This window comes from Mesorhizobium sp. Mes31 (assembly GCF_024519675.1).
GTDB lineage: Bacteria > Pseudomonadota > Alphaproteobacteria > Rhizobiales > Rhizobiaceae > Mesorhizobium.
The window spans coordinates 20,324-45,194 of the sequence record NZ_JALJRL010000022.1 but is presented as its reverse complement, the minus strand read 5'-3'; the positions used below and the strand labels follow the sequence as shown (position 1 = coordinate 45,194).

Here is a 24,871-nt window from a genome sequence, read left to right as displayed (position 1 = left end):
CCCTATTGCATCCAGGGCTGGGGCTTGAAGGCGCCGGTCGCGTATTTCTCCGGAGAGATCAGCGTGCGCTGGCCATCCCAGATCTGGAAGAAGGTGATCGGGATATAGTCGTCACCCTGCGTCGCAAGGTGGGTGGCGGGATCGAATTTCAGCCGCCCCTCGGCGACCTGCTTGTCGGTCTCCGACAGCGCTTTCATGATCGCCGCATGGTCGGATGCGCCGCCGGCTTTCTTGACCGCATCGAAATAGACATTGGTCATTTCGTAGAGGCCGACGCCATAAGTGCCGCTCTCGACTCCGTATTTTGCCTTGAACTTGGCCGCCACCTCGTCCGCGCGCGGATTTTTCGGCGTGGTAAGTGCTCCGCCCAGGAGATTGTAGATGACGCCGTTCGATTTCTTGCCGGTCAGTTCGACGAATTCCGGAACGCTTGGCGCATACTGCAGGAAGACGAGGCTCTTGGTCGGCTGCTCGAGGAACTGGTTCAGGAAGGATGCCGAATTGCCCGGCAGATAGTCGGTGTTGATGACGACATCAGGAACATTCTCGCGCACCTTGGCAAGGATCGGACGCCAGTCGGTCACTTCGCCGAAGGGAACGATTTCGTCGACGGTGATGGTCCAGCCCTTTTCCTTGAAGGTCTTCTTCATGCCTTCGGAGATGGTCTTCGAATATGCATTGTCGGACGAGATGATGGCGACCTTCTTGGTCGGCAAGGTGATCTTGCCGTCGGCCGCGAGCTTTTCGACGAACAGGGTGACGTCGGTGTTGTAGGCGTCGAAGGAAGGCGTCAGCGACCAGCAGCACATGTATTTGTCGGGGCTCGGCGCGATGATGTCCCTGGTCTGCTGGGAGGTGGCCGCCAGCATATAGGGCATGTCCGCTTCGGCCATGTTGTCGATCTCGAAATTCGTCAGGCTGGCGTAGCCGGTCAGCATGAAGTGCACGCCCGGATCGCCAAGCAGCCGCTCGACCGCGCTGGTGACATTGCCGGAGGATTGATCCTTGACGTCGCCGACCACCAGTTCGAACGTGTCGCCGGCAACGCCGCCGGCCGCGTTCGCTTCGTCGATGGCCATCTGCACGCCGCGCTGGAATTCCTGGCCGTCCGCCGCGGCGGGGCCGGTGAGCGGTGCGAGCAAGCCGATCTTGACGACGTCGGCGAAGGCGGGGGCGCCTGATACGGCAAACGCGCCGATCAGCGTCGTGCTCATCAGGATATGGCGGATTCTGTTCCCTGCGGATTTCGGTCTCATCATGCTGTTCCCTGTTTTCCTCCCGTTCATCGGGAGTTGGATAATTGACAATCTACGCACAAATGTTCTTATTTGAAAAGGATTTTTCAGTGACCGCCAGACAGGAAAATGTTCCTGGATGGACCGGGAGGCAGTGGCGCTTTGCTGCGCAACTGCTTTAAAACAAGGCAATTCCAGATGGAGCGGACAATGACGATCTCGCAGAAGACCCTTGAAACCAGCCACGGCAGGATCGCCGTTCGCGAGACCGGCGGCAAAGGAACCACGGTCCTGCTGATCCACGGCAATTCGTCTTCCGGTGCCGTTTTCCGCAACCAGTTCGAGAGCCCGTTGGGCGGGCGCTACCACATGATCGCTCCTGATCTGCCGGGCCACGGGGCATCCGGCGATGCGATCGATCCGGAGCGGTCCTACAGCATGGAAGGTTATGCCGATGCCATGACCGAAGTGCTCGGGCTGCTCGGCGTCGGCAAGGCCATCGTCTTCGGCTGGTCGCTCGGCGGCCATATCGGGCTTGAGATGATCGACCGCTTTCCCGGCCTGCTCGGCCTGATGATCACCGGCACACCGCCGGTAGCGCCCGAGGAGGTCGGCAACGGCTTCAAGCCGAGCCCGCATATGCACCTCGCCGGGCAGGAAACCTTCAGTGCCGCCGATGTCGAGGCCTATGCGCGCAGCACCTGCGGCGAGCCGTTCGAGTCGTTTCTGCTCGACACGGTCGCGCGTACCGACGGGCGGGCACGGCGCCTGATGTTCGAGAAGTTCGCGGCCGGCAGCGGCCGGAACCAGCGCGAGATCGTTGCCGCCAGGACGCCGCCGATCGCCGTGCTGAACGGCATCGACGAGCCTTTCGTCAACACGGATTTCGTCGCGGCGGTGAAATTCTCCAACCTGTGGGAAGGCAGGACCCACCTACTCGACAAGTCGGGCCATGCGCCGTTCTGGGATTCGCCGGATCGCTTCGATCCGATCTTCGACCGCTTCTTGGCGAGCGTGGACAGGGCGTAGGATCGTCGGAAAGCCTGCAAGTCTTGCTGGCCAAACTGCACTGACGCCAAGCGCCGCACGTCCGGTTGATATGCGCCTGGTTCCGACCAGGCCCGATCGCGGCTCACGCCCTGCCACAAGCAAATGTCATCGGGTCGCATGGCATCATCAAGATACGATGTGCCAATATCCGCATCTGCGCTGGCTGCCTGCCCGTGATCCAAGGCGATAAATCCCCGGGCAGCCGTATTTGCAGTTGGAGCGCTAAATGACCGTACTCACACGCCGCGGACTTTTGAAAACTGCCGCGGTCGCCGGAGCGAGTGGGATCGGGCTCTCGGCCATGAAGTTTGGCGGCTGGGCCGCCGCCGGCCCTGAGCCGGTGGTGCTGCGGACAGGGAAGATCCAGGCGAAGCTGATGGATGTCGGCCAGACCAGGGACGTGCTGACTTATGGCGACGCCGGAATGCCTCCTGTGCTCAGGATGAGAAAAGGCGAACCCTTCGCCGCGCGCCTTGTCAACGCGATCGACGATCCGACGACGATCCACTGGCACGGCATTCGCGTTCCAAACAAGATGGACGGCGTTCCGTTCTTGGTCCAGCCTTACGTCTACACCGGCGATCATTTCGACTATGCGTTCACGCCGCCCGACGCTGGCACCTTCTGGTACCATCCGCATTGCAACACGCTGACCCAGATAGGTCATGGCCTGGCAGGCGTGATCGTGGTCGAGAATCCGGGCGATCCGAAATTCGATTCCGAGGTGGTCCTCAATCTGCGCGACTGGCGCCTCGGCGACGACGGCCAGTTCATCGAGCAGTTCCGGCCGCGCGATGCCGCCAGAACCGGCACATACGGCACGGTGCGCACGGCCAACTGGCTCGATCAGCCGCAATATGACGCGCCGGCTGGCGGCCTGGTGCGGCTGCGGATCGCCATCACCGACGTCACGCGGATCTATGCCTTTCGCGTCGACGGCGCTGAGGCGACAGTCATGGCGCTGGACGGCAATCCGGTGCCGCAGCGTTTTTCACCCGATGCCTTGCTGCTTGGACCCGGTCAGCGCATGGAACTCGCCATCCGCATGCCCGACGACGAGGGGGCTATCGTGAGCCTGCGAGACGTCAGGGGCACCAAGCCCAAGGTGCTTGCGACCCTGCGCGCAACTGGAAGCTCGCTCAAGCGGGACATTCGCGATGTTGCGCCCCTGGAAGTCAATCCGGTGAAGGAAGTGGATCTCACCGCTGCCGAGCATATTCCCCTGGCGCTCAGCGCCACGGCGGAAAACATCCCGAGCGACGGCATTTGTGGTTCACTTGGCTACAGCTTCTGGGCAATCAACAAGGTGCCATGGTCAGGCGATACATCGGATCCGACCGCGCCCCTGGCCGAGTTGAAGCTTGGAGGCAGCTATGTCATCGACATGGAGAACCTGACGCCGCAATCTCATCCGATGCATCTGCACGGCATGAGCTTCAAGGTGCTGTCGTCCTCGACGCGCCCGGTTCAGCCACTGATTTCCGATACCTATCTCATCCAGCCCAACGAGAAGGTGAGCCTGGGCTTCGTCGCCGACAGTCCTGGCGACTGGCTGCTGCACTGCCACATCATCGAGCACCAGAAATCGGGAATGACGAGCTACTTCAGAGTGGTGTAACGCCTTGCTCGACCGATCGTACGATTGGCATGGGTTCGTGTGCCCGCCATAGTCATGGGCGTTTGCGCCTGCTTTGACGGGCGAGAAATTGCCACCGACTGCCGGTTTCGTTGGCAAAAGGAGGCGATTCCCTGCTATTGCCGCCTCCAAATCAAGAACCATGGACGCTCCCGCATGACCAATGTCGCCCTGACCGGGCTTGCCCGCGATCTCGCCAGGCGTGCCGCCGAGGGCCGTCCCGTGCGCATTGGCGTCATCGGTTCAGGCGAGATGGGCACCGACCTGGTCACGCAAGGCATGCTGATGCCTGGCATTTCGGTTTGCGCGGTCTCGACACGGCGCCCGCACACCGCGCGCGCGGCCATCCGCATTGCCTATGGTGATGAAGCCATGGCGGTCGAAGCCGACACCGCCTCGAAAGTCACCGGCGCCATCGAGAGCGGCAAGATCGCCATCACCTCCAACGAGCTGCTGGTGACCAATCCGATGATCGACGTCGTCATCGACGCCACCGGCAAGCCGGGCGTCGCCGCCGATTTCGACCTGATGGCGATGGAGCACGGCAAGCACCTGGTGATGATGAATGTCGAGGCCGACGTCACCATCGGCTGCTATCTCAAGCAGCAGGCCGACCGGCTTGGCGTGGTCTATTCGGTCGGCGCCGGCGACGAACCGTCAAGCTGCATGGAACTGATCGAGTTCGCCTCCGCGCTTGGGCTGACCATCGTCTCGGCCGGCAAGGGCAAGAACAACCCCCTCAACCACGATGCCGTACCGGACGACTATCGCGAGGAAGCGCTGCGCCGCAACATGAACCCGCGCATGCTGGTCGAATTCGTCGACGGCTCCAAGACCATGGTCGAGATGTGCGCCATCGCCAATGCCACCGGGCTGGTGCCTGATGTGCCCGGCATGCACGGGCCGAAGGCCGACCGCGACGACCTCGCCAAGGTGCTGATCCCGCGCGAGGATGGCGGTCTGCTCACGAAGAAGGGCGTCGTCGACTACACGGTCGGCAGGGGCGTCGCGCCCGGTGTCTTCGTCATCGTCGAGGCGACGCATCCGCGCATCATCGAGCGCATGGACGATCTGCATATCGGCCACGGACCCTACTACAGCCTCTTCAGGCCCTATCATTTGACCTCGCTGGAGGTGCCGCTGACCGCCGCCCGCGTCGTGCTTTTCGGCAAGCCCGACATGGTGCCGCTGCCGAGGCCGGTGGCTGAAGTGTGCGCGGTCGCCAAGCGCGATCTCGCCGCCGGCGAGACCTTCGATGCGATCGGCGAAACCTGCTACCGCTCCTGGACGATGACCGTCGGCGAAGCCCGCGCCCAGCGCGCCGTGCCGGTCGGCCTACTCGAGGGCGGCACGGTGCTGAAACCGGTCATGAAAGGCGAATTGCTGACCGCCGACAATGCCGCACCCGACCAGACGACGCGACTGTTCGCTCTGCGCCGGCTGCAGGACGCGATGCTGTACGGAGCGAACTGAGGGCTTTATTTCCCCAATTCGATCGACCGCAGCCGCGCCGCTTCGACCGCTTCGGTCAGCAGATTTGTCAGCCGGTCCTCGCCCATCAGCACGCCAAGGGCCGCTGCCGTCGTCCCGTTGGGGCTGGTCACCTGCTGGCGCAGGACACCTGGTTCCTCACCACTTTCGGCGGCGAGCGAGGCCGCGCCGTAGACGGTCTGCATGGCGAGCAGCTTGGCGGTCGCCGTCGGCAGCCCGGCCTTCTCGGCAGCAATGGTAAGCGCTTCGATGAAATGGAAGATATAGGCTGGCCCCGATCCCGACACGGCGGTGACCGCATCCATCAGGCCCTCGTCTGCGATGGTGGCCACTTGTCCGCTCGCCGAAAGCAGATCGGCGACGAAGCGCTTGGTCTCATCTGAGACCAGGCTGTTGGAAAACACCACCATCATGCCCTTGCCGATCGCGGCAGGCGTGTTGGGCATGCAGCGCACGACCGGTGCGCGGTTGCCCAAAATTTCCTCGAAGGTGGCGGCCGGCGTGCCGGCGGCGATGCTGACAAAGGTGGTGCGGCCGTCGCCGAAGCGCTTGTAGCCGGCGGTAACGTCGCGGATCACCTGCGGCTTCACCGCGATGACGACGAGATCAGGCACGGCATCGGCCGGGATATCGCTGGCATCCGCTGCCGCGCCGCAGCCGAGCGCTGCCGCGCGGTTGCGCAGGTCTGCATTGGGTTCGACCACGAAAGCCGCCGATGGATGAAGCTTGCCGGATTTCAGCCAGCCGGCAAGCATGGCGTAACCCATATTGCCGCAGCCGGCGAGAACAAGCCTGATCGTCATGGAAACCCCTCCGAAGGAAGGCCTTCACATAGACGCTCGCGCATCCGTGGGGAAGCCCCGTCAGGACGGAGAAAGTCGCTCCCCGCGATCGGGGTTGCGCACCGCGATCGGCCGCAGCGAGACTTGCCTGAGGCCAAGCACGCCGAGCACGAAGAACAGCCAGACCGGGTCGCCGCGATGGAAGAAGAAGCTTTCGAGGAAAGCGTTGAGCGCCGTGAACAGCACCACCATCATGAAGAAGTCGCCGAGATAGATGTTTTCCTTGCGCAACGGAATGCGCATGTAGTCGCGCAGCGGCGCGATGAGGAAGGTATACACCGCGACGCAAAGTGCCGGAATGCCCATCAGCACGGCGATGTCGAGATAGCCGTCATGGCCGTGCACGATGGTTCGGATGTCCCAGGGCCGGTCGAAGGGCTGGTCCTGGCTGAGCAGCAGCGGCGTGCCCCAGAAGCTTTCATAGCCGTAACCGGTCCATGGCTTCTTCGCCAGCATGGAGCCGGCGAACTCCCACAGCGTCGTGCGGCCGGTATAGGTGAGGTCGGGGAAATAGATCGCCGCCAGCTGTTTCACCGGCGGGAGGAAGACGATCCCCAGCGTGCCGACCGCCGTGGCCATGATTGCCAGCGCGAACAGGATCGGCGTGCCGAGCCGCATGCCCACCAGGCTTGGAAACATGACGATCAGGATCGAGAACGGCACCAGGCCGGCCGTCGTCTTGGAGCCGGTGTGCAGCATGAAGATCATCGCCGCGCAGAAGATTCCCGCGCCCCAGAACCGTTGCCCGCGCCGGTAAAGATAGAGCCCGGCGAAGCTGAAGCAGGCCATGATCGGCCCGGCGATGTTCTTGTGGGTGAACACGCCGCGCCACAGGCCCGCATGTTCGGGTTCCTGTGAGTCGGCCGTATGCATCGCCTCGTGCGGAAAGACGATGAGGCCGAGATAGGACAGTCCCATGACCACGACGGCAGTGAAGATAATGACTTTTGAGAAGGACTCGGCGTCGCGCGGCAACACCAGGATCGTCGCCATCGTCAAAATGCCGATCAGTGTGAACGAGGCGGCGCGCATGGCCGACGGCGGATCGGTCGCCATCACCACCGACAGGAAGAAAAAGCCCAGCATCAGCATCCAGGACGGGCTGAGCAGCGAGCACACGATACGCGGATCGGCGAAAGCCATCAGCGAGAAGATCGAAACAGCACCGAGTGAGCTGAAACCGAGCTGATTGACGATGTCGCCGCCTTGACCGGTCAGTTCGGCGCCGGCCGGCTGGAACGGGCGGAAGGACACCATGATGACGGTGAACAGAAGCGCCGCGATCGCGGTCGCCACGCCTTCGCGCGTGAACGCGGCGCTGAGCGGTGCGCGCTCAGTTTTTCTCAGGCTGGCGGTACTGCTCATTGGCATATCCGAATTCGGCCATCACGCGGCCCAGCGCCACATGGACGGGGTAGATGGCGATGGCCGGCGATCCCGTTCGCGCCAGCCGGGCCATGCCGCGAAACGGCGAGGCGGCAAGCAACGCCAGGCTCTTCAGCAACACCTTGGCGCTGGCCAGCGGCGTGCCGGCGCGCTTCTTCTTTTCGACCAGCGTCGAGATCACACCGTTGCGCAGGCTGCGGGCACGGATCCAGTCGGCTTCGACACGCCGGGCTGGAACGGTCTCCTGCACCTTCGCTTCGGCGCACCAGCCGAGCACAAAGCCCTTCTGCGCCGACCGGCTGAGAAAGTCGGAATCGCCGCCACCCATGAAGTTGAATTTCAGGTCGAGAAAAGGCGGACCCATGGCGGTGAGCACGTTGCGGCCGACCAGAAGATTGCCTGACGAATAGAGCGCCGGCACCCGCCCGGTCTCCAAGTAGGGCGGCGCGAACACGGGATGCTCGGCCCATCTCGCATGGGCGGGATCGGCGAACACAGGCACCTGCGGCCCGCCGACGATATCGGCGCTGAGCGCCTCCGCTGCCCCGCACATCCGTTCCAGCCATTGCGGATCGGCGATCTCGTCATCGTCGATGACCAGCAAATGCCTGAAGTTGGGGAATTGCAGGATCGCCGTCTGCCAGCCGGCATTGTAGGCGCTGCAATTGCCGCGCTCATGCGCGATGATCACCAGACCTGACATCTCGCCGCGCTCGAACAGCGGCAGCGCCGCCTCGGCGCCCGAGCGCGCCTCGGCCTCGTTTTCCATGACGATGACGGCAAAGCGCCTGGTGGTTTGCTGTGCTCGCAGTGACGCCAGCGTTTCCAGGAGCTGCTCGGGGCGCTTGAAGGTCGGCAAGGTGACGACCGCCTCGACGGCCTCCACGTCAAGCCGGGGAGACCGTCCCGCGATCGATACCGAACCGTCCGATGGCAAAGGGATCATCCGTGTCCAGCCACATGGTGAGTTGGGTTCTGGTAGCACCACCGGTGATAACGTTTCGTTAATCACCTTGCACGGAGAAGCCCGCCAGACAGAGGCTTTCGGCCGTTGATTGTGCTCGCTTAATCAAGGGTTCACCGCGCTTTGCTACCGGCTACACCACAGGATAGGTGAGATGCATCTGCTGTTCGCCACATCGATCGTGCCCGACGGCGCTCTCGCCTCGGGCTACGAGATCGCCAATGCCGCGATCATAGCCGCCTTGCGGCGTGCCGGCGCGCGCGTCACCGTCATCGGCTTCACCTGGCCGGGGAAAGCTGCGGCCGATCCCGACAACACCGTGGTTCTGGGTGCCATCGACGTGCGCACGGAGAATGCCTCTGCATGGCAAAAGCTCGCCTGGGTCGGCAAGGCGGTGCTTTCGGGCCTCACTTTCGCGTCGGTCAAATTGCGCGCGGTGTCCGACAGCGATGTGCTCGCGGCTGTCGAACGCGCCGGTCCCTTCGACGGCTACGTGCTGAATTCCGTGCAGTTCGCCGGTGCCTTCGAAACGCTGTTCGGCGACCGGCCTTCGATCTTCGTCGCCCACAATGTCGAGCATCTTTCGGCGCGGGAGAACGCAGCTGCCGCGGGCAGTATCTTCCAGCGCCTGCTGTTTCGCCGCGAGGCGAGATTGCTCGAGACCATGGAAGAGCGGCTCTGCCGCCGCGCGCGCTTCGTCTTCACGCTGGCCGAGGAAGACCGCGCTGCACTCGGTGTCGCCTCTGACGACCGTTCGGCGGTGCTGCCATTGGTAACTGGCGCCAAAGCGCCGGCGCACGAGGGTGTGCGCGATATCGACTGCGACGCGGCCCTGATCGGCACCTGGACCTGGCAGCCGAACCGCATCGGCCTCGACTGGTTCCTGGGCAAGGTGGTGCCGCATCTGCGGCCCGGCTTCCGCATCCGCATCGCCGGCCGGATGCCGTCGGGCGTCACCTCCACGCATCCGGGTGTCGAATTTGTCGGACGCGTGCCGGATGCGCAGGCCTTCGTGCGCAGCGCCGCCGTCATCCCGCTGATCAGCACCGCCGGCAGCGGCGTCCAGCTGAAGACCATCGAGACCTTCGAGCTCGGCCTGCCTTCCGTCGCCACCAGCCGCTCGCTGCGCGGCATCGACCACCGCCCGGCCAATTGCGTCGTCACCGACGATCCGGTCGACTTTGCCAAGGCGCTGGAGACCGCGGCGGCCGACATCCGCGACGTTGACGGCAGCGCGTTCCACCGCCGGCAGGTCAAGGCGCTCGACGCCGCAATCCGGCTCGGTCTCGAAAAGCTTGTGCCTGTCAGGCAGGAGGCGTTTGCATGAACATGCATGCCGCCCGCGCCGCGTCCGGACTCGACACGCTGAAGACGATTCTCGGCATCCCGGTGCTCGCCATTCGTTGGGACGATGCGATCGCCTTGCTGAACCGCCTGATTGCCGAGCGGCGCTTCACCAAGGTCAGTTTCCTCAACGCCCACAACGCCAACCTTGCCTACACCGACCCGGTCTTTGCCCAGGCGCTCGACGATTTTCTTATCCTGCCGGATGGCATCGGCGTCGATCTCGCCGCGAAGCTGCTCTATGGCGCACCGTTTCCGGACAATCTCAACGGCACCGATTTCGTGCCGGCCTTCCTGCAGGCCTCGACAAAGCCGCTGACCGTCGGGCTGCTTGGTGCGACGCGCGTCAACGCCGAAGCGGCATCCAGGAAACTGGCAGCGATTGCCGTGCAGCACAATTTCGTGGTCATCCATGACGGCTATTTCTCGGCCGCTGAGGAGGCGGGAATAGTCGACCGGATCGAAGAATTGCGGCCGGATGTGCTGCTCGTCGCCATGGGAGTACCGCGCCAGGAATTGTGGATCGCGCGCCACATCGATGCACGCCATTGCACGCTGCCGATCGCGGTCGGAGCATTGCTCGATTTCCTGAGCGGCGCCGTGCCACGGGCGCCCTTGTGGATGCGCCGGCTGCGTCTCGAATGGCTGTTTCGGTTGGCTGTCGAACCGGGTCGCCTGTGGCGCCGCTACATGGTCGGCAATCCCTTGTTCCTGTGGCGCGTTGCCAGGCAGAAACTCTCGCGTGCACCTGCCGGAGATGCCAAGTGAACAGCCGGTTCGTGCCAGGCGCCGCTATTGCCCCCAGCCCGCTTCGCGAGACGCCGACGGCGGCGGTGGTGACGGCAAGCTATGCGCCGGATTTTGAGCGTTGCCGCCTGTTGTGCGAAACCGTGGACCGGCATGTTTCAGGGGCTGCGCACCATTATATCCTGGTCGAACATCGCGATGTCGCGCTCTTCCGTCAGTTGAAGACCAACCGCCGCACCGTCGTGGATGAGCGCGAACTGCTGCCGCACTGGCTGCGCGCCTTCGACGATCCGCTCAGCCTGTTCCGGCGGCGCATCTGGCTCAGCCTGAAGACCCAGCCGTTGCGCGGCTGGCACGTGCAGCAGCTGCGCCGCATCGCCATCGCCGCACACGCCAGGGAAGATGTGCTGATCTTCTGCGATTCCGACGTCGCCTTCCTGAAGCCTTTCGATTGCGGCGCCTTCTGGCGCGACGGCAAGGTGCGACTGTTCCGCCGCGACGGCGTGCTGGCAGACGAAGGTCATGAGGAGCATCGCGTCTGGTCGCGCAACGCGGGGGCGGCACTCGGCATCGATCCGTCGCGGACATCGACCCACGACTATATTTCGACACTGATCGCATGGCGGCGCGACACTGTGCTAGCGATGTGCGGCGAGATCGAGAAGGTCCATGCGCGCGGCTGGGTCGAGGTCGTCGGTTCGGCGCGCAAATTCTCCGAATGCATGATCTACGGCCGCTACGTCGACGATTTGCTGTCGGGGGCTGGACACTTCCACGGTTCGGAAGAGTTCTGCCGCGTCCACTGGACCGGCGAAGCGCTGTCGGATGACGAATTCCGCCGCTTCATTGCCGCCATGGCGCCGGAGCAGGTGGCGATCGGCATGCAATCCTTCATCGGCACCGATATCGGTCGCATCCGCCGCCTGATCGGGCTCGACTGAAGCGCGATCCCGAAAGCGGGAAAAAATCATGCTCGAATGAACGGTCCTAGACCGGTTTGGCCGGCTTGCGCATCGCCGAATAGGTGAGCAGCGTCGAGGCGAGATACAAAAGCAGGAAGACGACGTTGAGCGACAGTACCAGGTTCGGCGTGTCGAGGATGGTCGTCAGCACATAGGTCAGCAACACCGCCTTGAGCCCGGCCAGCAGTCCGAGATTGAGCGCCCGTACCAGCGTCTGGCCGCGCGCAAACAGGAGCTCGGCCTGGTATTCGACCAGATTGCGCAAGCCCGGAACGCAGATCGCCAGCGCCACCAGCGGGGCGGCCTCGGCGACATTCTTGCCGAGCGCATTGGGGAAGAAATGCAGCACGATGCCAAGCGTCGCCAGCGCCAGTGTCGAGACCGCGAACACGCCGCCCTCGATGCCGCTCTTCACCGCCAGCCGTGACAGCAGTTCGGGCGCGCGCATCATCCGCTGCACCAGCATCATGGAGAAGGTGCGGATTGGAATCGCCGTCAGGTCGACCAGCCGCATGATGATGGCGTAGATGCCTGCCAGATGCGGTCCACCGATTGCCAGAACCAGAAGTTTGTCGAACTCCATCTGCAGGTAGAACAGCACCTCGGCGCCGGCGACGTAGATCGAATCGGCCAGCCGCCGCAAATAGAGCTCGATGCGCAGCCGCAGCCGCTGGCGCGGATAGAAGAAACCGAAAGCAATCAGCAGCGAGGCGGCATTGGCGCCGATGTAGAACCACGACCATACCCAGACGCTGTGTTGCGCCCAGAACATGAACAGCACCGCGCCAAGCGCCCGCAACGCCGTCGCCAGGATCGCCAGCAGGGCGGCACGGCCGAACTTGCCGAGGCCGTTGTTGACGATCAGCGCCACCTCCACCGGTCGCCACAACAGCGCCTCGGCAAAGACGATTGTCGAAAACACCGACAGCGGCACGGTGTCGGCGAAGAAAATCAGATAGACGCCGAACGAGGCCGCGGCCAGCAGCGGCAGCGACAGTGCGCCGAGCAGCAGGAAACCGGCGGTGAAGGTGCCGATCAGATTCGGGCGGATGGTGGCGGTGCGATAAAGCGCCGAGATGAAACCGAAGGCGAGGATGCGCGACAGCATGACGCCGGCAGCCGAGGCGGTGGCGAACATGCCGAATTCGGAAATCGACAGCGTGTTGGCGAGAGCGATGAAATAGGCGAGTGAAAAAACCAGTCGCCCGCCGGCGCCGCTGATCGCCGAGAAATAGTCGCGAAGCAGCCCCCGTCGTTCGGCCAAAAAGCTGCCGATCCGGGCGAGGGGCCGCCTTTGCGGTATGTCATTGGCCTGCGTCATGTGTCGCGCAAAAGCATAGGCGGGAAAGCTTAACGTGCCGTTTTGGAGCCTTTGGATGTGTTGAGAAAATCATGCAACCGAAGAGGGAAAGTGCATGTTCGGCCGGGAAAAATTAACCTTTTGTTTTCCATGCCTGTTTAGCGTGGCTTAACGAATGGCCAACCGCCGTTTGCAGGCCGCCAAGGGTAAGCTCCAGGACAATGGTCGACAGGGAAAACCGCGAGGACTGGAAGCGCGAGCGATCGCTGCTCGCACTGGGTCAGGCTGTGCGCGGCGAGGATGATGCCGAGGCGTCCCTGGTCTCGATAGGGGACCGGACAAACTCGTCATGGCGCGAGGATGCCGCTACGCGCCATCGTCTTGCCCGTTCACGGCGCGAGGCGCATGCAAACCCGACACCGTCTGCTGCCGCGGGAGCAGAGCGGTTCCAGCCTGGCGAGCAGCCGGCCGCGACCGCACAAGCTCACGCCTGGCGCTCGCAGGAGGAAGTCGACACTGGCGATTTGCCGGCAGCCGCGTCGCGCGCAAGGACGACCCAAGTAGAGCCCTCCGGCAGCGGTCGCCCTGATGACGCGCCCGGGTCTCGCTATGCGGACGAAGCGGATGCATCCGGCGCGGACAGCCAGCAATGGAAGCCGCTGATCGATCCGATGCAGGTGGTTCGCGGCGTTGCCAGGTCGAAGCTGCTGATCATCACGACGACGATATTGGGCGCCGGGCTCGGCGTCGCCATCGCGCTGTCGACACCAAAGAAATACGAAGCCACCACCGAACTGATCATCGAGCCGGGCGACCTGAAGCTTTCCGATCGCGATCTCACCCAATCGGTGGGTCAGCCCGATGCCGCGTTGGCTGTCGTCGAAACCCGGATCAAGATGCTTACGTCCGGCAATGTTCTCAACAAGGTCGTCGACAAGCTCAATCTCGTCAACGATCCCGAGTTCAACGGCCAGGGTTCCGGCGGCCTCGGCGTCATGTCACTCATCCGCTCGATACTGTCGCGCCATGATGGGCCGGGTGGCGTCGATCAAGTCCGCCGCAAGGCGCTGGCGGTTGGCAACCTGGCCGAGAGCCTGTCGGTCGAGCGCACCGGCAAGACCTTTGTCATCTCGGTCAGCGCCACCACCCAGAATGGCGAGAAGTCCGCTCTCATCGCCAATACGACGACCGCCGTCTTCCAGCAGGAGACGGGTCAGTACCAGTCCGACATGGCCGGCCGCGCGACGGGCGAACTGACGTCCAAGCTCGACGAACTGCGCAAGGGTGTCGAAGCGGCAGAGCGCAAGGTCGAGGATTTCAGGGCTACGCATGACCTTGTCGATGCGCAAGGCCATTTGATCAGTGACGACCAGATGCTGAAGCTCAGCGAACAGCTTTCCGTCGCTCGCGCCCGCACGCTGGAACTCAATGCCCGGGCAGCGTCGGCACGTTCGATAGACGTCAATTCGGTTCTCACCGGCACCTTGCCGGAAGAGATCAACTCCAACACCATGAGCGACCTGCGCTCGCAATATGCGGCACTGAAGCAGGAGGCTGACCGCGCCGCGATCCGGCTGGGGCCACGTCATCCCGAACTCCAGGCTCTCGACGCCCAGCTTGCCGGCGCGCGCGAGCGCATCGCCGCCGAACTGCGCCGCATCGCCTCTTCGCTGCAGGTCGACCTGAAGCGCGCGGTCCAGCTCGAACAGGATCTCGCTTCTCGGCTGGCACAGGCGAAGGTCCAGAGCGGCGACGTCAACAGCGACCTGGTCACGTTGCGCGAACTGGAGCGCGATGCCACCGCCAAGCGTTCCGTCTACGAACAGTATCTTCTGCGCGCCAAGGAGACTGGCGAACAGAAGGACATCAACACCGCCAACATCAATGTAATCTCCCCGGCCCAACCCCCACTCGAACCAAACGGGCCGTCGCGAGCCTTGGTCGCGCTGGCCGGCCTGCTGCTGGGCTTTGCCTCCGGTGTCGGCCTTGGCGCCATGCGCGGCGCCTATGAGAGCCTGCGCGAGACCGCCACGTCGCGTTCGCGTCGCGCGCCCAGGATGGACGAGCGCCGCACACCTTACGAAGACAAGGCGTATCAGGCAGCACCTGCGCCGGCGCCGCGGCCGCCAGCACCACCATCGGCACCGCAGCCGCCTGCGCCACCACCGCCCGCGGCGCCGCCGCCTGTTGATCAGGCTGAGACCGCGCCGGCCGAAGGTCCCGGTCGGATTGGCACGCTGCTGTCGAAGATACGCAAGGCCTTGTCCCGCAAACCGTCCTCGGAGGAGCTTGTCGATACCGGCGAGTGGGTCTTGCCCCTCGCTGAAAACGGCAAACCCACGCAAGATCCGCGCTACCCCGTCTATCCCGAGCCGGCGTCAGCCTTTGCTCCTCGGCAGCCAGGTTCGGCAGGTCATCCGCCGTCGCCTTTCCAGCACGGCGCCCATCTCCCCTATCCGCAGCAGAAGGTGCAGCCGCCACTGCCTTCTCATATGGTACCGCAGCAGCGGCCGCACTCGGCTACGCAGCCCTATCCCTATGCGCAGCCGATGGGCTACCCGCAGGCGCAGCCCTGGCAGCCGCAGCCGCCGGCTGGCTACCCGTATGCGCGGGCCATGGCGCCCTATGCCGGGCAGATGCCTTATCCAACTCAGCCCGCTGCCGCGGCCTATCCCCAGCAGCCCGCCTCGCCGCAGCAGGTCGCGCAGCCTCATGCGCCATCGGCGGAGGCACCGCGCTCCCCGGAGGACGTCGAGCGGCAGGCTCCGATCGAGGAAATCCGCGCCAGCCTGCGCGAATTCCGCGAAGCGGTCCGCGAACTCACTGAAAGCCGTGCTCGGCGGCGCTATTTCTGAACATCGAATAAAAGTCGCCGGTTTCGAGTTAACGGCATGGGACGGCGCTTTGACGAGATTGCCCGGCCGAATTTTCGTGAAAATGCCGCGCTGGGAAAGATCCAGAGCGCGCCGCTTCCAGAAGCGACGCGCTTGGGCATTATGGTGTTGAAGGTGGTTCATGGCTGAAGTGATTGACGGAAAAAGCGTCGCCGAAGACGTGGTGCGGACGGTCAAGACCCTGACGGCCGAACTCGTTGCCAAAGGCAAGGCCAAGCCCGGTCTTGCCGTGGTCATCGTCGGCGAGGATCCGGCGAGCCAGGTCTACGTCGCTTCCAAGTCGCGCACCGCCAAGGAATGCGGCTTTCACTCTGTCCAGCACACGCTGCCGGCCGAAACGTCCCAGGAAGCGTTGCTGAAGATCATACGCGAACTCAACGCCGATCCGGCCATCAACGGCATCCTCGTGCAGCTTCCGCTGCCTGCCCACATCGATGCCGGTAAGATCATCCAGACCATTGCGCCGGAGAAGGATGTCGATGGCTTCCACTTCATCAATGTCGGCAAGCTCGGCACCGGCGAACTCGACACCGCCTTCGTTCCCTGCACGCCTGCCGGCTCGATGCTCTTGATCGAGCGCGTGCGCGGCAAGGACCTGTCCGGCCTCAATGCGGTCGTCGTCGGCCGTTCCAACATCGTCGGCAAGCCGATGGCCAATCTTCTGCTCGCCGCCAACTGCACCGTCACCATCGCCCACAGCCGCACCAGGGATCTGCCGGCACTTGCCCGCACCGCCGACATTCTTGTCGCCGCCGTCGGCCGGCCGGAGATGATCAGGGGTGATTGGGTCAAGCCAGGCGCCACCGTCATCGATGTCGGCATCAACCGCATTCCGGCACCGGAGAAGGGCGAGGGCAAGTCCCGCCTCGTCGGCGATGTCGCCTATGCAGAGGCGGCCAAGGCGGCCGGCGCCATCACGCCCGTGCCCGGTGGCGTCGGGCCGATGACCATTGCCATGCTGATGGCCAATACGTTAGCCTCGGCCTACCTTGCGGCCGGATTGAAACGGCCCTCCTTCTGACCTCCTTCTGAGAGCGCCAGCTTTGCCGAACCCTCCTGTTCCTGTAGAACGGCCGGTCATGAATGATCCCGTTCAAGGCGGCCGGCAGTTCGCTTTCCTGCTGGTCGACAAGTTCTCGATGTTCTCGCTGGCCGCCGCGATCGACACATTCCGGTCGGCAAACCGGCTGCTCGGCCGCGACTTCTACGGCTGGACCACGGTGTCGGCCGACGGCGATCCGGTGATGGCCTCCAACGGCCTGCCGCTCAAGATCGACTACGCTGTCGCCGACCTGCCGCCGGTCGACATCCTTTTCGTTTCGGTCGGCCTGACGACGGAATTTCCCGGCAAGAGCAAGGTGCTGGCGGCGCTGCGCAGCTGGGGCCGGCGCGGCAATGCGCTGGGTGCGCTTTCGGTCGGATCCTACCTGCTCGCCGAGGCCGGCCAGCTCGAAGGCTATCGCTGCACCATCCATTGGGAGAACCGCGCCGGCTTCGTCGAGCGCTTTCCCGACATCAACTGCACAGGCAACGTTTTCGAGATCGACCGCAAGCGTTACACCTGCGCCGGCGGCACCACCTCGATCGACCTGATGCTGGAGATCGTGCGCGGCGATTTCGGCTCCAACCTCGCCAATGGCGTCGCCAACCAGTTCCAGCACGAACGCATCCGTTCGGCCGGCGACCGCCAGCGCGTCGGCCCGGAACGCGACCTGACCGGCAAGTCGGAGAAGCTCAGGCGCATCGTCGAACTGATGGCCGACCACCTCGACGAGCCGTTGTCGGCGGTGCAGCTCGCCAAATCCGCCGGCCTGTCGGTGCGCCAGGTCGAGCGCCTGTTCCTGCGCCATCTCAGCGTCACGCCCGGCCGCTACTACATGCGGCTGAGGCTGGAGCGGGCGCGCGAATTGCTGCGCCAGACCAACATGCCGATCCTCGACGTGGCGATCGCGACGGGCTTCACCTCGCATTCCTATTTTGCCCAGAGCTACCGGCTGCAATTCGGCAGACCGCCCTCGGAAGAGCGCCGCACGACATACTGAGCGGGTTTTCGCCCCCGCCGCCCCCATGCTCCGTGTCCCGGCTTGTGTCCTGACGCAGCGTCAAATAGCTTGCCTCGCTGAACCAAGGGCGGACTCAGGAGATTGCGATGGCGGGACTAGCACGGGGCGTCGCTGCGGCGATCCTTCTTTTGTGGATGACGACGTTCGGCTTCGCCGCGAACAAGGTCATCATCATTCTCGATGCCTCCGGCTCGATGTGGGCGCAGATCGACGGCAAGCCCAAGCTCGAAATCGCCCGCGAGTCGCTGAGAACCGTGCTTCAATCGACCCCCGACGATGAGGAAATCGGCTTCATGGCCTATGGCCATCGCGAAAAAGGCAGCTGCGACGACATCCAGCTGATCGTGCCGCCGCAGGCAGGCTCGGCAAGCGCCATTTCGGCCGCCGCCGACAGTTTGAAGTTCCTCGGTAAGACGCCGCTGACGGCGGCCGTCAAGCAGGCTGCCGAGGCGTTGAAATACACCGAGGACAAGGCCACCGTCGTTCTCATCACCGACGGGCTGGAGACATGCGGCGGCGACCCTTGCGCGCTCGGCAAGGAACTGGAAGCGTCCGGCGTCGATTTCACTGCCGACGTCGTCGGTTTTGGCCTTACCGCTGACGAAGGCAAGCAGATCGCCTGCCTGGCTGACAACACCGGCGGCAAATATATCCAGGCGTCCGACGAGAAAGCGCTGCAGGACGCGCTTGTCGAGACAGTGGCGGCTCCCGCGCCAGCACCCGAACCGGCGCCTGCTCCCGCCCCGGCGCCCGCACCGGAAAAACCGGAATTCAATTTTCTGCCGACAGTGGTGCTGGCAGAGGGTGGTGATCCGGTCACCGACGGCAATGCCTGGGAAGTCTACAAGGCGAAATCCGACGGTACGCGTGGCGACAACGTCACCACCGAATACGGAGCCTACAAAGCCAATCTGGAACCGGGCGACTACGTCATCGTCGCGCGCGACGGCGAGGCCAAGGTGGAGCAGAAGATCAAGATCGAGGCAGGCCAGGTCTACAAGCCGCTCTTCGTCTTGAACGCCGGCACGCTGATCATCCATCCGCGACCGAGCGAAGGAGCGGATGTTGTCGATGGCGCGTCCGTCGTGATCGACTATCCGGGCGCTGACATGCCCGCGACCTACTATGGAACCACGAAAGCCGTGTTGCCGGCAGGCGACGAGAAGGTAACTGTCACGATCGGGCAGGGCGTGGTCACCGAGACGATACCGCTCGCTGCCGGCAAGACCGTGGAAAAGGACATGATCGCCGGCGTCGGCCACGTCGTTGCCAATGCCTATTATACCGCCGGTGGCGACAAGGCGGACGGTTCGGGTATCGGCTTCAAGATCGTGAAGGCGAAAAAGAAGATCGACGGAACCAGGGACGAGGTGACCTATGCCTATGGGCCCGACAGCAAGTTCGATCTGCCGCCCGACGACTATGTGTTGATTGCGACGGTCGATCTCGCCGTCGTCGAGCAGCCGTTCACCGTCAAGGTCGGCGAATTTCAGGATGTGAAGATCGCCATGAATGCCGGCGTGCTGGCGATCACCGCGCCCGGAGCCTCGAAGATCGAGATTTTCGAGGCCAAGAAGGACATCAACGGCAACCGCAAGTCGCTTGGCTACGCATACGACCAGAAGTATCAGGCGGCGATACCGGCGGGCGACTACGCCGTCGTGTCGGAGAAATCGGACAACAGCTCGAAGGAAGGCACCGTGACGGTCAAGGCCGGCGAGCGAGCCGAGCTGACTGTGCAATAGAATCGTATGCACGACCTCAAAAAAGGGCGGCCATGGCCGCCCTTTTTCATGAATTGCGCAAAACTGCCGTCACGCCGTGCCGAACGCGCTGGCGCCATGGTCGGCACGGCCGACCAGCTGCCGGAACCCGGCGAACAGTTCGCGGCCGAAACCGAATTCATTGCCGATGAGATCGGCTTCCGCCGTGCGGCGCAGCGCGAATTCCGGAGCCGGCACAAACACTTCCAGCGTGCCTGCATCGGCGTCCAGCCGGATGATGTCACCGTCATGGATCCTGGCGATCGGCCCGTCCTCGACCGCCTCCGGCGTCACATGGATCGCCGCCGGCACCTTGCCTGAGGCACCCGACATGCGCCCGTCGGTGACCAGCGCCACGCGCTGGCCGCGATCCTGCAGGATGCCGAGCACGGTGGTCAGCTTGTGCAACTCCGGCATGCCATTGGCTTTCGGACCCTGGAAGCGGATGACGGCGATGAAATCGCCTGTCAGCGTGCCTGCCTTGAACGCCTCGTTCAGCCCTTGCTGGCTGTCGAACACCTTGGCCGGCGCCTCGATCATGCGCCGCTCCGGCTTCACCGCCGAAGTCTTGATCACGGCGTGGCCGAGATTGCCCGACAGCACTTTCAGGCCGCCGGTTGCCTGGAACGCCTTGTTGAACGGCGCCAGCACCTTCTCGTCGCCGCTTGTCCGCGGCGAGGCCTCGCGCACCACACCACCATCGGCGCCGAGCTTTGCCTCGACGGCATAGGGGCGCAATCCTTCACCCCACACGGTCTGCACGTCCTCATGCAGGATGCCTTCGTCAAGCAGCTCGCGGATCAGGAATCCGAGCCCGCCGGCGGCGTGGAAATGGTTCACGTCGGCAAGACCGTTCGGGTAGACCCGGGCCAGCAGCGGCACCGCTTCCGAGAGATCCGAAATGTCCTGCCATGTGATCGCGATGCCGGCGGCAGCCGCCATGGCGATCAGGTGGATGGTGTGGTTGGTCGAGCCACCGGTTGCGTGCAGGCCGACGACGCCATTGACGATCGAACGCTCGTCGATCATCCGGCCGACCGGCGTATAGGCGTTGCCGAGCGCGGTGATCGCCAGCGCGCGCTTGGTCGCTTCCCGCGTCAACGCTTCGCGCAGCGGCGTGCCGGGATTGACGAAGGAAGCGCCCGGCGTGTGCAGCCCCATGATCTCCATCAGCATCTGGTTGGAGTTCGCCGTGCCGTAGAAGGTGCAGGTCCCCGGTCCATGGTAGGACTTCGACTCGGCCTCGAGCAGTTCGGCCCGCCCGGCCTTGCCTTCGGCATAGAGCTGGCGGACCTTGGCCTTCTCGTCGTTGGGGAGGCCGGTGGTCATCGGTCCGGCCGGAATGAACACCGCCGGCAAATGGCCGAAGGTCAGTGCCGCGATCACCAGACCCGGCACGATCTTGTCGCAGACGCCGAGATAGACGGCGGCGTCGAACATGTTGTGCGAAAGGCCGATCGCGGCGGCCATGGCGATCACGTCGCGCGAAAACAGCGACAGCTCCATGCCGGGCTGGCCTTGCGTGACGCCGTCGCACATTGCCGGCACGCCGCCAGCCACCTGGGCAATGCCGCCAGCCTCGCGCGCCGCGTCCTTGATCAGCGCCGGAAAGGTCTCGAACGGCTGATGCGCCGACAGCATGTCGTTGTAGGAGGTGATGATGCCAAGGTTCGGTACCTTGTCGGCGCCCAGCGCCAGCTTTTCCGAGGGACTGCAGACCGCAAAGCCATGGGCGAGGTTCCCGCAGGACAGCACGGCCCGGTTGGCGGTGCGGTTCGACGCTTCGGCGATGCGGCTAAGATAGCGCTCGCGGCCCGGTCTGGAGCGCTGGCGGATGCGCTCGGTGATGGCTTCGATGTCGCGTCTGGCGGTCATGGTGTCGGTCCTTTCAGGCGAGGTCCCGGAACACAATCCGGCTGTCTGCCGGGACCCACAGCAAGTTCAAGTCAGGGGGCCCAGAAAACCTCTACGGGCTTCGGTGCGGCATCGAGCACGGCGCGAATTGGCTTTCGCGGTCCGGGCGCAACCGCGCCGTCGAAGGCGGTTCGCTTGTCTTCGCCCTCTATGTGAAGTGCGATGAAGCCGGCATCGACGATGCGCGCCAGCGACAGGGTCAGCCGCGGCTCGCCGGCGCTGGCCGCGTGAACCGGCAGCACGATCCGGCCGGAGGCTGGATCGAGCAGCGTTGGCAAATCGTCGGCGTCGGGAAAGAACGAGGCGGTGTGGCCATCCGGTCCCATGCCGAGCACGACGACATCGAGCGGCCAGGGCAGCGACCGGAGCGCCGCATCGTCGGATGCGGCGGCATCCTCGATGCCGACGGCCTCATGGTACAGCGGCACGAAACGTGCCGCCTTGGCCGCGTTCTGTAACAGATTGGCGGCCACCAGGCCTGCGTTGGAGCGCGGCGAGGATGCCGGCACGAAACGCTCGTCGACCAGCGTCACGATCACCTTGTCCCAAGCGATCGGTACGGCCGAAAGCGCTGCGAAGAACTTTGCCGGCGTCGTGCCGCCGGAAACCGCCAACAGCGCCGTGGCGCGCTCGGCAATCGCCTTGCTCAGGCGATCGGCAACGCGGCCGGCGAGCGCGATGGCCAGTTCCGGACGGCCGGAAAAGGCATGCCAATTATAGGCGGCGCTGTTCAGTTGCTCTCGTGCCATGTCCGCCCGTCACGTTCGATCAGTGCAATGGAGGCCGAGGGCCCCCAGGTGCCGGCCGTATAGCCCTGCGCCTCTTGCCTGGCGCTTTCCCAGGCGTGCTGGATGGGGTCGATCCACTTCCATGCCGCCTCGACCTCGTCGCGGCGCATGAACAGGGTCTGGTTGCCGCGGATGACATCCATGATCAGCCGCTCATAGGCATCCGGCGCGCGGCCGTCGAAGGATTGCGCGAAACTCATGTCGAGCGGGATCTGGCGCAGCCGCATGCCGCCCGGACCCGGGTCCTTGATCATGATGAACTGCTTGACGCCCTCGTCCGGCTGCAACCGGATGACCAGCTGGTTGGCGAAGATCGGTCCGGCGCTGTCGCCGAAGATGGAATGCGGGATCGGCTTGAACTCGATGGCTATTTCCGAAACCCGGGTCGCCAGCCGCTTGCCGGTCCTGAGGTAGAACGGAACGCCCGACCAGCGCCAGTTGCCGATCTCGGCCTTGATGGCGACGAAGGTCTCGGTGTTGCTGTCGTGGCCCAGCTCCTCGACATAGCCCTTGACCGGGCCACCTGCCGAGGCTCCGGCGCGATATTGTCCGCGCACAGTTTGCTTCGGCGCTTCGTTGCCATTGATGCGCTTCAGCGCGCGCAGCACCTTCAGTTTCTCGTCGCGCACCGCGTCGGCGTCCATCGACGACGGCGCTTCCATGGCGACGAGGCACAAGAGCTGCAGCATGTGGTTCTGCACCATGTCGCGCAGCGCGCCGGCCTTGTCGTAATAGGTGACGCGGTCTTCCAGCCCCACGGTCTCGGCCACGGTGATCTGCACATGGTCGATATGGGCGGAGTTCCAAAGCGGCTCGTAGAGCGCGTTGGCAAAGCGCAGCGCCATCAGGTTCTGCACCGTCTCCTTGCCGAGATAGTGGTCGATGCGGAAGATCTGGCTTTCGTGGAAGTCGTCGCCGACCAGATCGTTGAGCGTACGCGCCGAGGCAAGGTCACGGCCGATCGGCTTCTCCAGCACGATGCGCGAGTTCGGCGTGATCAGATTGTGCTCTTTCAGCTTGTGCGAAATGTCGCCGAACAGCGCCGGCGCCACCGCCAGGTAGAAGGCACGGATGCGGTCGCTGTCGCCAATCGCTTTCTTGAGTTTGTCGAATCCGGCACCGCTCGTTGCATCGGCCGAGACGTAGGAAAGCCGTGCCAGGAAAGTCTTCAGCTCCTTGGCGTCGATGTCGGCCGCCTTGACGTGCTCGGAGATCGCCTGTTTGGCGAAGGCCTGGAATTCCTCGTCGCTCATTTTCGAGCGCGACGTGCCGATGATGCGCGTCGGTTCGGAGAATTGATGGTCGCGCTGGCGATGGTAGAGCGACGGCAGAAGCTTGCGCTCCGACAGATCGCCGGTGCCGCCGAAAATGATGAAGTCGAACGGGTCGACGGGGATGATCTGGCTGGTCATGGTCTGTCCGCTTTGACGCCGGTCGCAAGAACGCGGCTGATATAATCTAATCGATTTAAATATTCCAGTGCCATGGTGTCACATCTGAGTGTTTGCACCTGCCCCTTGACAGTCCGAGACCTCGGAGGCTTGTCGACAGCGCGGCTTCGGAGGCCTTCGCAGCTGCAGCATAGAGCGGGATCGAGGCGAAAGCCAAAGGAGAAATCGACGATGGCCGCACATCTTTCGACCACCTTGGCCACAAGCCGTGGCTTTGCGCTGGTCTATCCTCACCAATCATGAGCGGGAAAAACATGCGTCTGCAAAACAAGGTTGCCATCGTCACCGGTGCCGCGTCGGGCTTCGGTGAGGGCATCGCCAGGTGCTTTGCCAGGGAGGGCGCCAGGGTCGTTGTCGCCGACTTGAACGCCAAGGGCGCCGAACGCGTTGCCAAGGAGATCGGCGAAGCGGCGATCTGGACCCAGACGGATGTTTCGCTGCGGTCCGAGTTCGACGAGATGGTCTATGCCGCCAAAAGCGCCTTTGGCCGTATCGATATCATGGTCAACAATGCCGGATTTACCCATCGCAATGGCGACATGCTCAAGGTCGATGAGGAGACCTTCGACCTGATCACCGCCGTCAACATGAAGGCGATCTATCACGCGGCACTTGCCGTGGTGCCGATCATGGATCGGCAAGGCGGCGGCGTTATCCTGACCACGGCTTCCACCGCCGGCATCCGGCCCCGGCCCGGCCTCACCTGGTACAATGCGTCGAAGGGCTGGGCGATCACCGCCACCAAATCGATGGCTGTGGAACTGGCGCCGAAGAACATCCGCGTCAACTGCCTCTGTCCTGTCGCCGGCGAGACCGGCATGCTGGAAAAATTCATGGGCGCCGACACACCGGAGATCCGTGAAAAGTTCCGCGCATCGATCCCTCTCGGCCGGCTTTCGACGCCGCTCGATATCGCCAACGCCGCACTCTGGCTGGCTTCGGACGAAGCCGCCTTCATCACCGGTGTAGCGCTGGAGGTCGACGGCGGACGCTGCATCTGAGAGCGCTTGCCATCCGGCGTCGATTTGACTTGGCCGATCG

20 protein-coding genes are annotated in these 24,871 nt (G+C 63.8%); 12 read left to right on the top strand and 8 right to left on the bottom strand.

Annotated elements, in window-relative coordinates:
• Positions 1 to 2 precede the first annotated feature (2 nt).
• Positions 3 to 1,256, bottom strand: a complete 1,254-nt coding sequence (locus NR193_RS27865) for an ABC transporter substrate-binding protein (protein WP_256753921.1) — start codon at positions 1,254 to 1,256, stop codon at positions 3 to 5.
• A gap of 189 nt (positions 1,257 to 1,445) precedes the next feature.
• Here NR193_RS27865 and NR193_RS27860 point away from each other — a divergent pair, with 189 nt between their 5' ends.
• The 3 genes from NR193_RS27860 to NR193_RS27850 all read left to right on the top strand — a co-directional run bounded on the left by NR193_RS27860 (position 1,446) and on the right by NR193_RS27850 (position 5,394).
• The gene (locus NR193_RS27860) at positions 1,446 to 2,264 is read left to right on the top strand and encodes an alpha/beta fold hydrolase (protein WP_256753920.1); all 819 of its coding nucleotides are present in this window, start codon (positions 1,446 to 1,448) and stop codon (positions 2,262 to 2,264) included.
• A 247-nt stretch (positions 2,265 to 2,511) separates the two neighbouring features.
• Positions 2,512 to 3,903 (top strand): multicopper oxidase family protein, encoded by a 1,392-nt coding sequence (locus NR193_RS27855; protein WP_256753919.1) that lies wholly within the window; start codon positions 2,512 to 2,514, stop codon positions 3,901 to 3,903.
• Between the two features lie 174 nt (positions 3,904 to 4,077).
• Positions 4,078 to 5,394 (top strand): NAD(P)H-dependent oxidoreductase, encoded by a 1,317-nt coding sequence (locus NR193_RS27850; protein ID WP_256753918.1) that lies wholly within the window; start codon positions 4,078 to 4,080, stop codon positions 5,392 to 5,394.
• 5 nt (positions 5,395 to 5,399) lie between these two features.
• Here NR193_RS27850 and proC read toward each other — a convergent pair whose 3' ends face one another.
• The 3 genes from proC to NR193_RS27835 are packed head-to-tail and all read right to left on the bottom strand — an operon-like array spanning position 5,400 to position 8,586.
• Complete coding sequence (gene proC, locus NR193_RS27845; RefSeq protein WP_256753917.1) at positions 5,400 to 6,215, bottom strand: pyrroline-5-carboxylate reductase; 816 nt, start codon at positions 6,213 to 6,215, stop codon at positions 5,400 to 5,402.
• 60 nt (positions 6,216 to 6,275) lie between these two features.
• Positions 6,276 to 7,619 (bottom strand): O-antigen ligase, encoded by a 1,344-nt coding sequence (locus NR193_RS27840; protein ID WP_256753916.1) that lies wholly within the window; start codon positions 7,617 to 7,619, stop codon positions 6,276 to 6,278.
• On the bottom strand, positions 7,588 to 8,586 hold the full coding sequence (locus NR193_RS27835; protein WP_256753915.1) for a glycosyltransferase family 2 protein: 999 nt from the start codon (positions 8,584 to 8,586) through the stop codon (positions 7,588 to 7,590). The genes NR193_RS27840 and NR193_RS27835 overlap by 32 nt, the downstream gene beginning before the upstream one ends.
• Positions 8,587 to 8,758: 172 nt before the next feature.
• On the opposite strand from NR193_RS27835, the gene NR193_RS27830 reads away from it, so the two are divergent.
• Genes NR193_RS27830 through NR193_RS27820 form a run of 3 tightly spaced genes read left to right on the top strand, consistent with a single transcriptional unit; the run spans position 8,759 to position 11,636 of the window.
• Positions 8,759 to 9,931, top strand: a complete 1,173-nt coding sequence (locus NR193_RS27830; RefSeq protein WP_256753914.1) for a glycosyltransferase family 4 protein — start codon at positions 8,759 to 8,761, stop codon at positions 9,929 to 9,931.
• Complete coding sequence (locus NR193_RS27825; protein ID WP_256753913.1) at positions 9,928 to 10,716, top strand: WecB/TagA/CpsF family glycosyltransferase; 789 nt, start codon at positions 9,928 to 9,930, stop codon at positions 10,714 to 10,716. Before NR193_RS27830 ends, NR193_RS27825 begins: the two co-directional genes overlap by 4 nt.
• Entirely contained in the window at positions 10,713 to 11,636 is a 924-nt protein-coding gene (locus NR193_RS27820) for a DUF6492 family protein (protein WP_256753912.1), read from the top strand. Before NR193_RS27825 ends, NR193_RS27820 begins: the two co-directional genes overlap by 4 nt.
• Positions 11,637 to 11,682: 46 nt before the next feature.
• On the opposite strand, the gene NR193_RS27815 is transcribed toward NR193_RS27820, so the two are convergent.
• A complete protein-coding gene (locus NR193_RS27815) occupies positions 11,683 to 12,978 on the bottom strand; it encodes a lipopolysaccharide biosynthesis protein (protein WP_256753911.1) in 1,296 nt (431 codons plus the stop codon).
• Between the two features lie 200 nt (positions 12,979 to 13,178).
• Here NR193_RS27815 and NR193_RS27810 point away from each other — a divergent pair, with 200 nt between their 5' ends.
• The 5 genes from NR193_RS27810 to NR193_RS27790 all read left to right on the top strand — a co-directional run bounded on the left by NR193_RS27810 (position 13,179) and on the right by NR193_RS27790 (position 19,659).
• The gene (locus NR193_RS27810) at positions 13,179 to 15,812 is read left to right on the top strand and encodes a GumC family protein (protein WP_256753910.1); all 2,634 of its coding nucleotides are present in this window, start codon (positions 13,179 to 13,181) and stop codon (positions 15,810 to 15,812) included.
• Between the two features lie 36 nt (positions 15,813 to 15,848).
• Complete coding sequence (locus tag NR193_RS27805) at positions 15,849 to 15,980, top strand: hypothetical protein (RefSeq protein ID WP_256753909.1); 132 nt, start codon at positions 15,849 to 15,851, stop codon at positions 15,978 to 15,980.
• Positions 15,973 to 16,872: a bifunctional methylenetetrahydrofolate dehydrogenase/methenyltetrahydrofolate cyclohydrolase FolD gene (folD, locus tag NR193_RS27800; protein ID WP_256753908.1), complete on the top strand. Its 900-nt coding sequence runs from the start codon at positions 15,973 to 15,975 to the stop codon at positions 16,870 to 16,872. Before NR193_RS27805 ends, folD begins: the two co-directional genes overlap by 8 nt.
• A gap of 58 nt (positions 16,873 to 16,930) precedes the next feature.
• The gene (locus NR193_RS27795; RefSeq protein WP_091582818.1) at positions 16,931 to 17,893 is read left to right on the top strand and encodes a GlxA family transcriptional regulator; all 963 of its coding nucleotides are present in this window, start codon (positions 16,931 to 16,933) and stop codon (positions 17,891 to 17,893) included.
• A gap of 107 nt (positions 17,894 to 18,000) precedes the next feature.
• A complete protein-coding gene (locus NR193_RS27790) occupies positions 18,001 to 19,659 on the top strand; it encodes a VWA domain-containing protein (protein ID WP_256753907.1) in 1,659 nt (552 codons plus the stop codon).
• Between the two features lie 69 nt (positions 19,660 to 19,728).
• On the opposite strand, the gene edd is transcribed toward NR193_RS27790, so the two are convergent.
• The 3 genes from edd to zwf form a co-directional block, all read right to left on the bottom strand.
• On the bottom strand, positions 19,729 to 21,552 hold the full coding sequence (gene edd, locus NR193_RS27785) for a phosphogluconate dehydratase (protein ID WP_256753906.1): 1,824 nt from the start codon (positions 21,550 to 21,552) through the stop codon (positions 19,729 to 19,731).
• Between the two features lie 71 nt (positions 21,553 to 21,623).
• Positions 21,624 to 22,340 (bottom strand): 6-phosphogluconolactonase, encoded by a 717-nt coding sequence (gene pgl / locus NR193_RS27780; RefSeq protein WP_256753905.1) that lies wholly within the window; start codon positions 22,338 to 22,340, stop codon positions 21,624 to 21,626.
• A complete protein-coding gene (gene zwf, locus NR193_RS27775) occupies positions 22,322 to 23,791 on the bottom strand; it encodes a glucose-6-phosphate dehydrogenase (RefSeq protein WP_256753904.1) in 1,470 nt (489 codons plus the stop codon). The genes pgl and zwf overlap by 19 nt, the downstream gene beginning before the upstream one ends.
• A 293-nt stretch (positions 23,792 to 24,084) precedes the next feature.
• Here zwf and NR193_RS27770 point away from each other — a divergent pair, with 293 nt between their 5' ends.
• Positions 24,085 to 24,831 (top strand): SDR family oxidoreductase, encoded by a 747-nt coding sequence (locus tag NR193_RS27770; RefSeq protein ID WP_256753903.1) that lies wholly within the window; start codon positions 24,085 to 24,087, stop codon positions 24,829 to 24,831.
• Positions 24,832 to 24,871: the final 40 nt, after the last annotated feature.

Bases quoted from the DNA above. Each gene is read 5' to 3' on its own strand.
- NR193_RS27865 (WP_256753921.1), bottom strand. From the start codon at position 1,256: ATGAGACCGAAATCCGCAGGGAACAGAATCCGCCATATCCTGATGAGC.
- NR193_RS27860 (WP_256753920.1), top strand. From the start codon at position 1,446: ATGACGATCTCGCAGAAGACCCTTGAAACCAGCCACGGCAGGATCGCC.
- NR193_RS27855 (WP_256753919.1), top strand. From the start codon at position 2,512: ATGACCGTACTCACACGCCGCGGACTTTTGAAAACTGCCGCGGTCGCC.
- NR193_RS27850 (WP_256753918.1), top strand. From the start codon at position 4,078: ATGACCAATGTCGCCCTGACCGGGCTTGCCCGCGATCTCGCCAGGCGT.
- proC (WP_256753917.1), bottom strand. From the start codon at position 6,215: ATGACGATCAGGCTTGTTCTCGCCGGCTGCGGCAATATGGGTTACGCC.
- NR193_RS27840 (WP_256753916.1), bottom strand. From the start codon at position 7,619: ATGAGCAGTACCGCCAGCCTGAGAAAAACTGAGCGCGCACCGCTCAGC.
- NR193_RS27835 (WP_256753915.1), bottom strand. From the start codon at position 8,586: ATGATCCCTTTGCCATCGGACGGTTCGGTATCGATCGCGGGACGGTCT.
- NR193_RS27830 (WP_256753914.1), top strand. From the start codon at position 8,759: ATGCATCTGCTGTTCGCCACATCGATCGTGCCCGACGGCGCTCTCGCC.
- NR193_RS27825 (WP_256753913.1), top strand. From the start codon at position 9,928: ATGAACATGCATGCCGCCCGCGCCGCGTCCGGACTCGACACGCTGAAG.
- NR193_RS27815 (WP_256753911.1), bottom strand. From the start codon at position 12,978: ATGACGCAGGCCAATGACATACCGCAAAGGCGGCCCCTCGCCCGGATC.
- NR193_RS27810 (WP_256753910.1), top strand. From the start codon at position 13,179: ATGGTCGACAGGGAAAACCGCGAGGACTGGAAGCGCGAGCGATCGCTG.
- NR193_RS27805 (WP_256753909.1), top strand. From the start codon at position 15,849: ATGGGACGGCGCTTTGACGAGATTGCCCGGCCGAATTTTCGTGAAAAT.
- folD (WP_256753908.1), top strand. From the start codon at position 15,973: ATGGCTGAAGTGATTGACGGAAAAAGCGTCGCCGAAGACGTGGTGCGG.
- NR193_RS27795 (WP_091582818.1), top strand. From the start codon at position 16,931: ATGAATGATCCCGTTCAAGGCGGCCGGCAGTTCGCTTTCCTGCTGGTC.
- NR193_RS27790 (WP_256753907.1), top strand. From the start codon at position 18,001: ATGGCGGGACTAGCACGGGGCGTCGCTGCGGCGATCCTTCTTTTGTGG.
- edd (WP_256753906.1), bottom strand. From the start codon at position 21,552: ATGACCGCCAGACGCGACATCGAAGCCATCACCGAGCGCATCCGCCAG.
- pgl (WP_256753905.1), bottom strand. From the start codon at position 22,340: ATGGCACGAGAGCAACTGAACAGCGCCGCCTATAATTGGCATGCCTTT.
- zwf (WP_256753904.1), bottom strand. From the start codon at position 23,791: ATGACCAGCCAGATCATCCCCGTCGACCCGTTCGACTTCATCATTTTC.
- NR193_RS27770 (WP_256753903.1), top strand. From the start codon at position 24,085: ATGCGTCTGCAAAACAAGGTTGCCATCGTCACCGGTGCCGCGTCGGGC.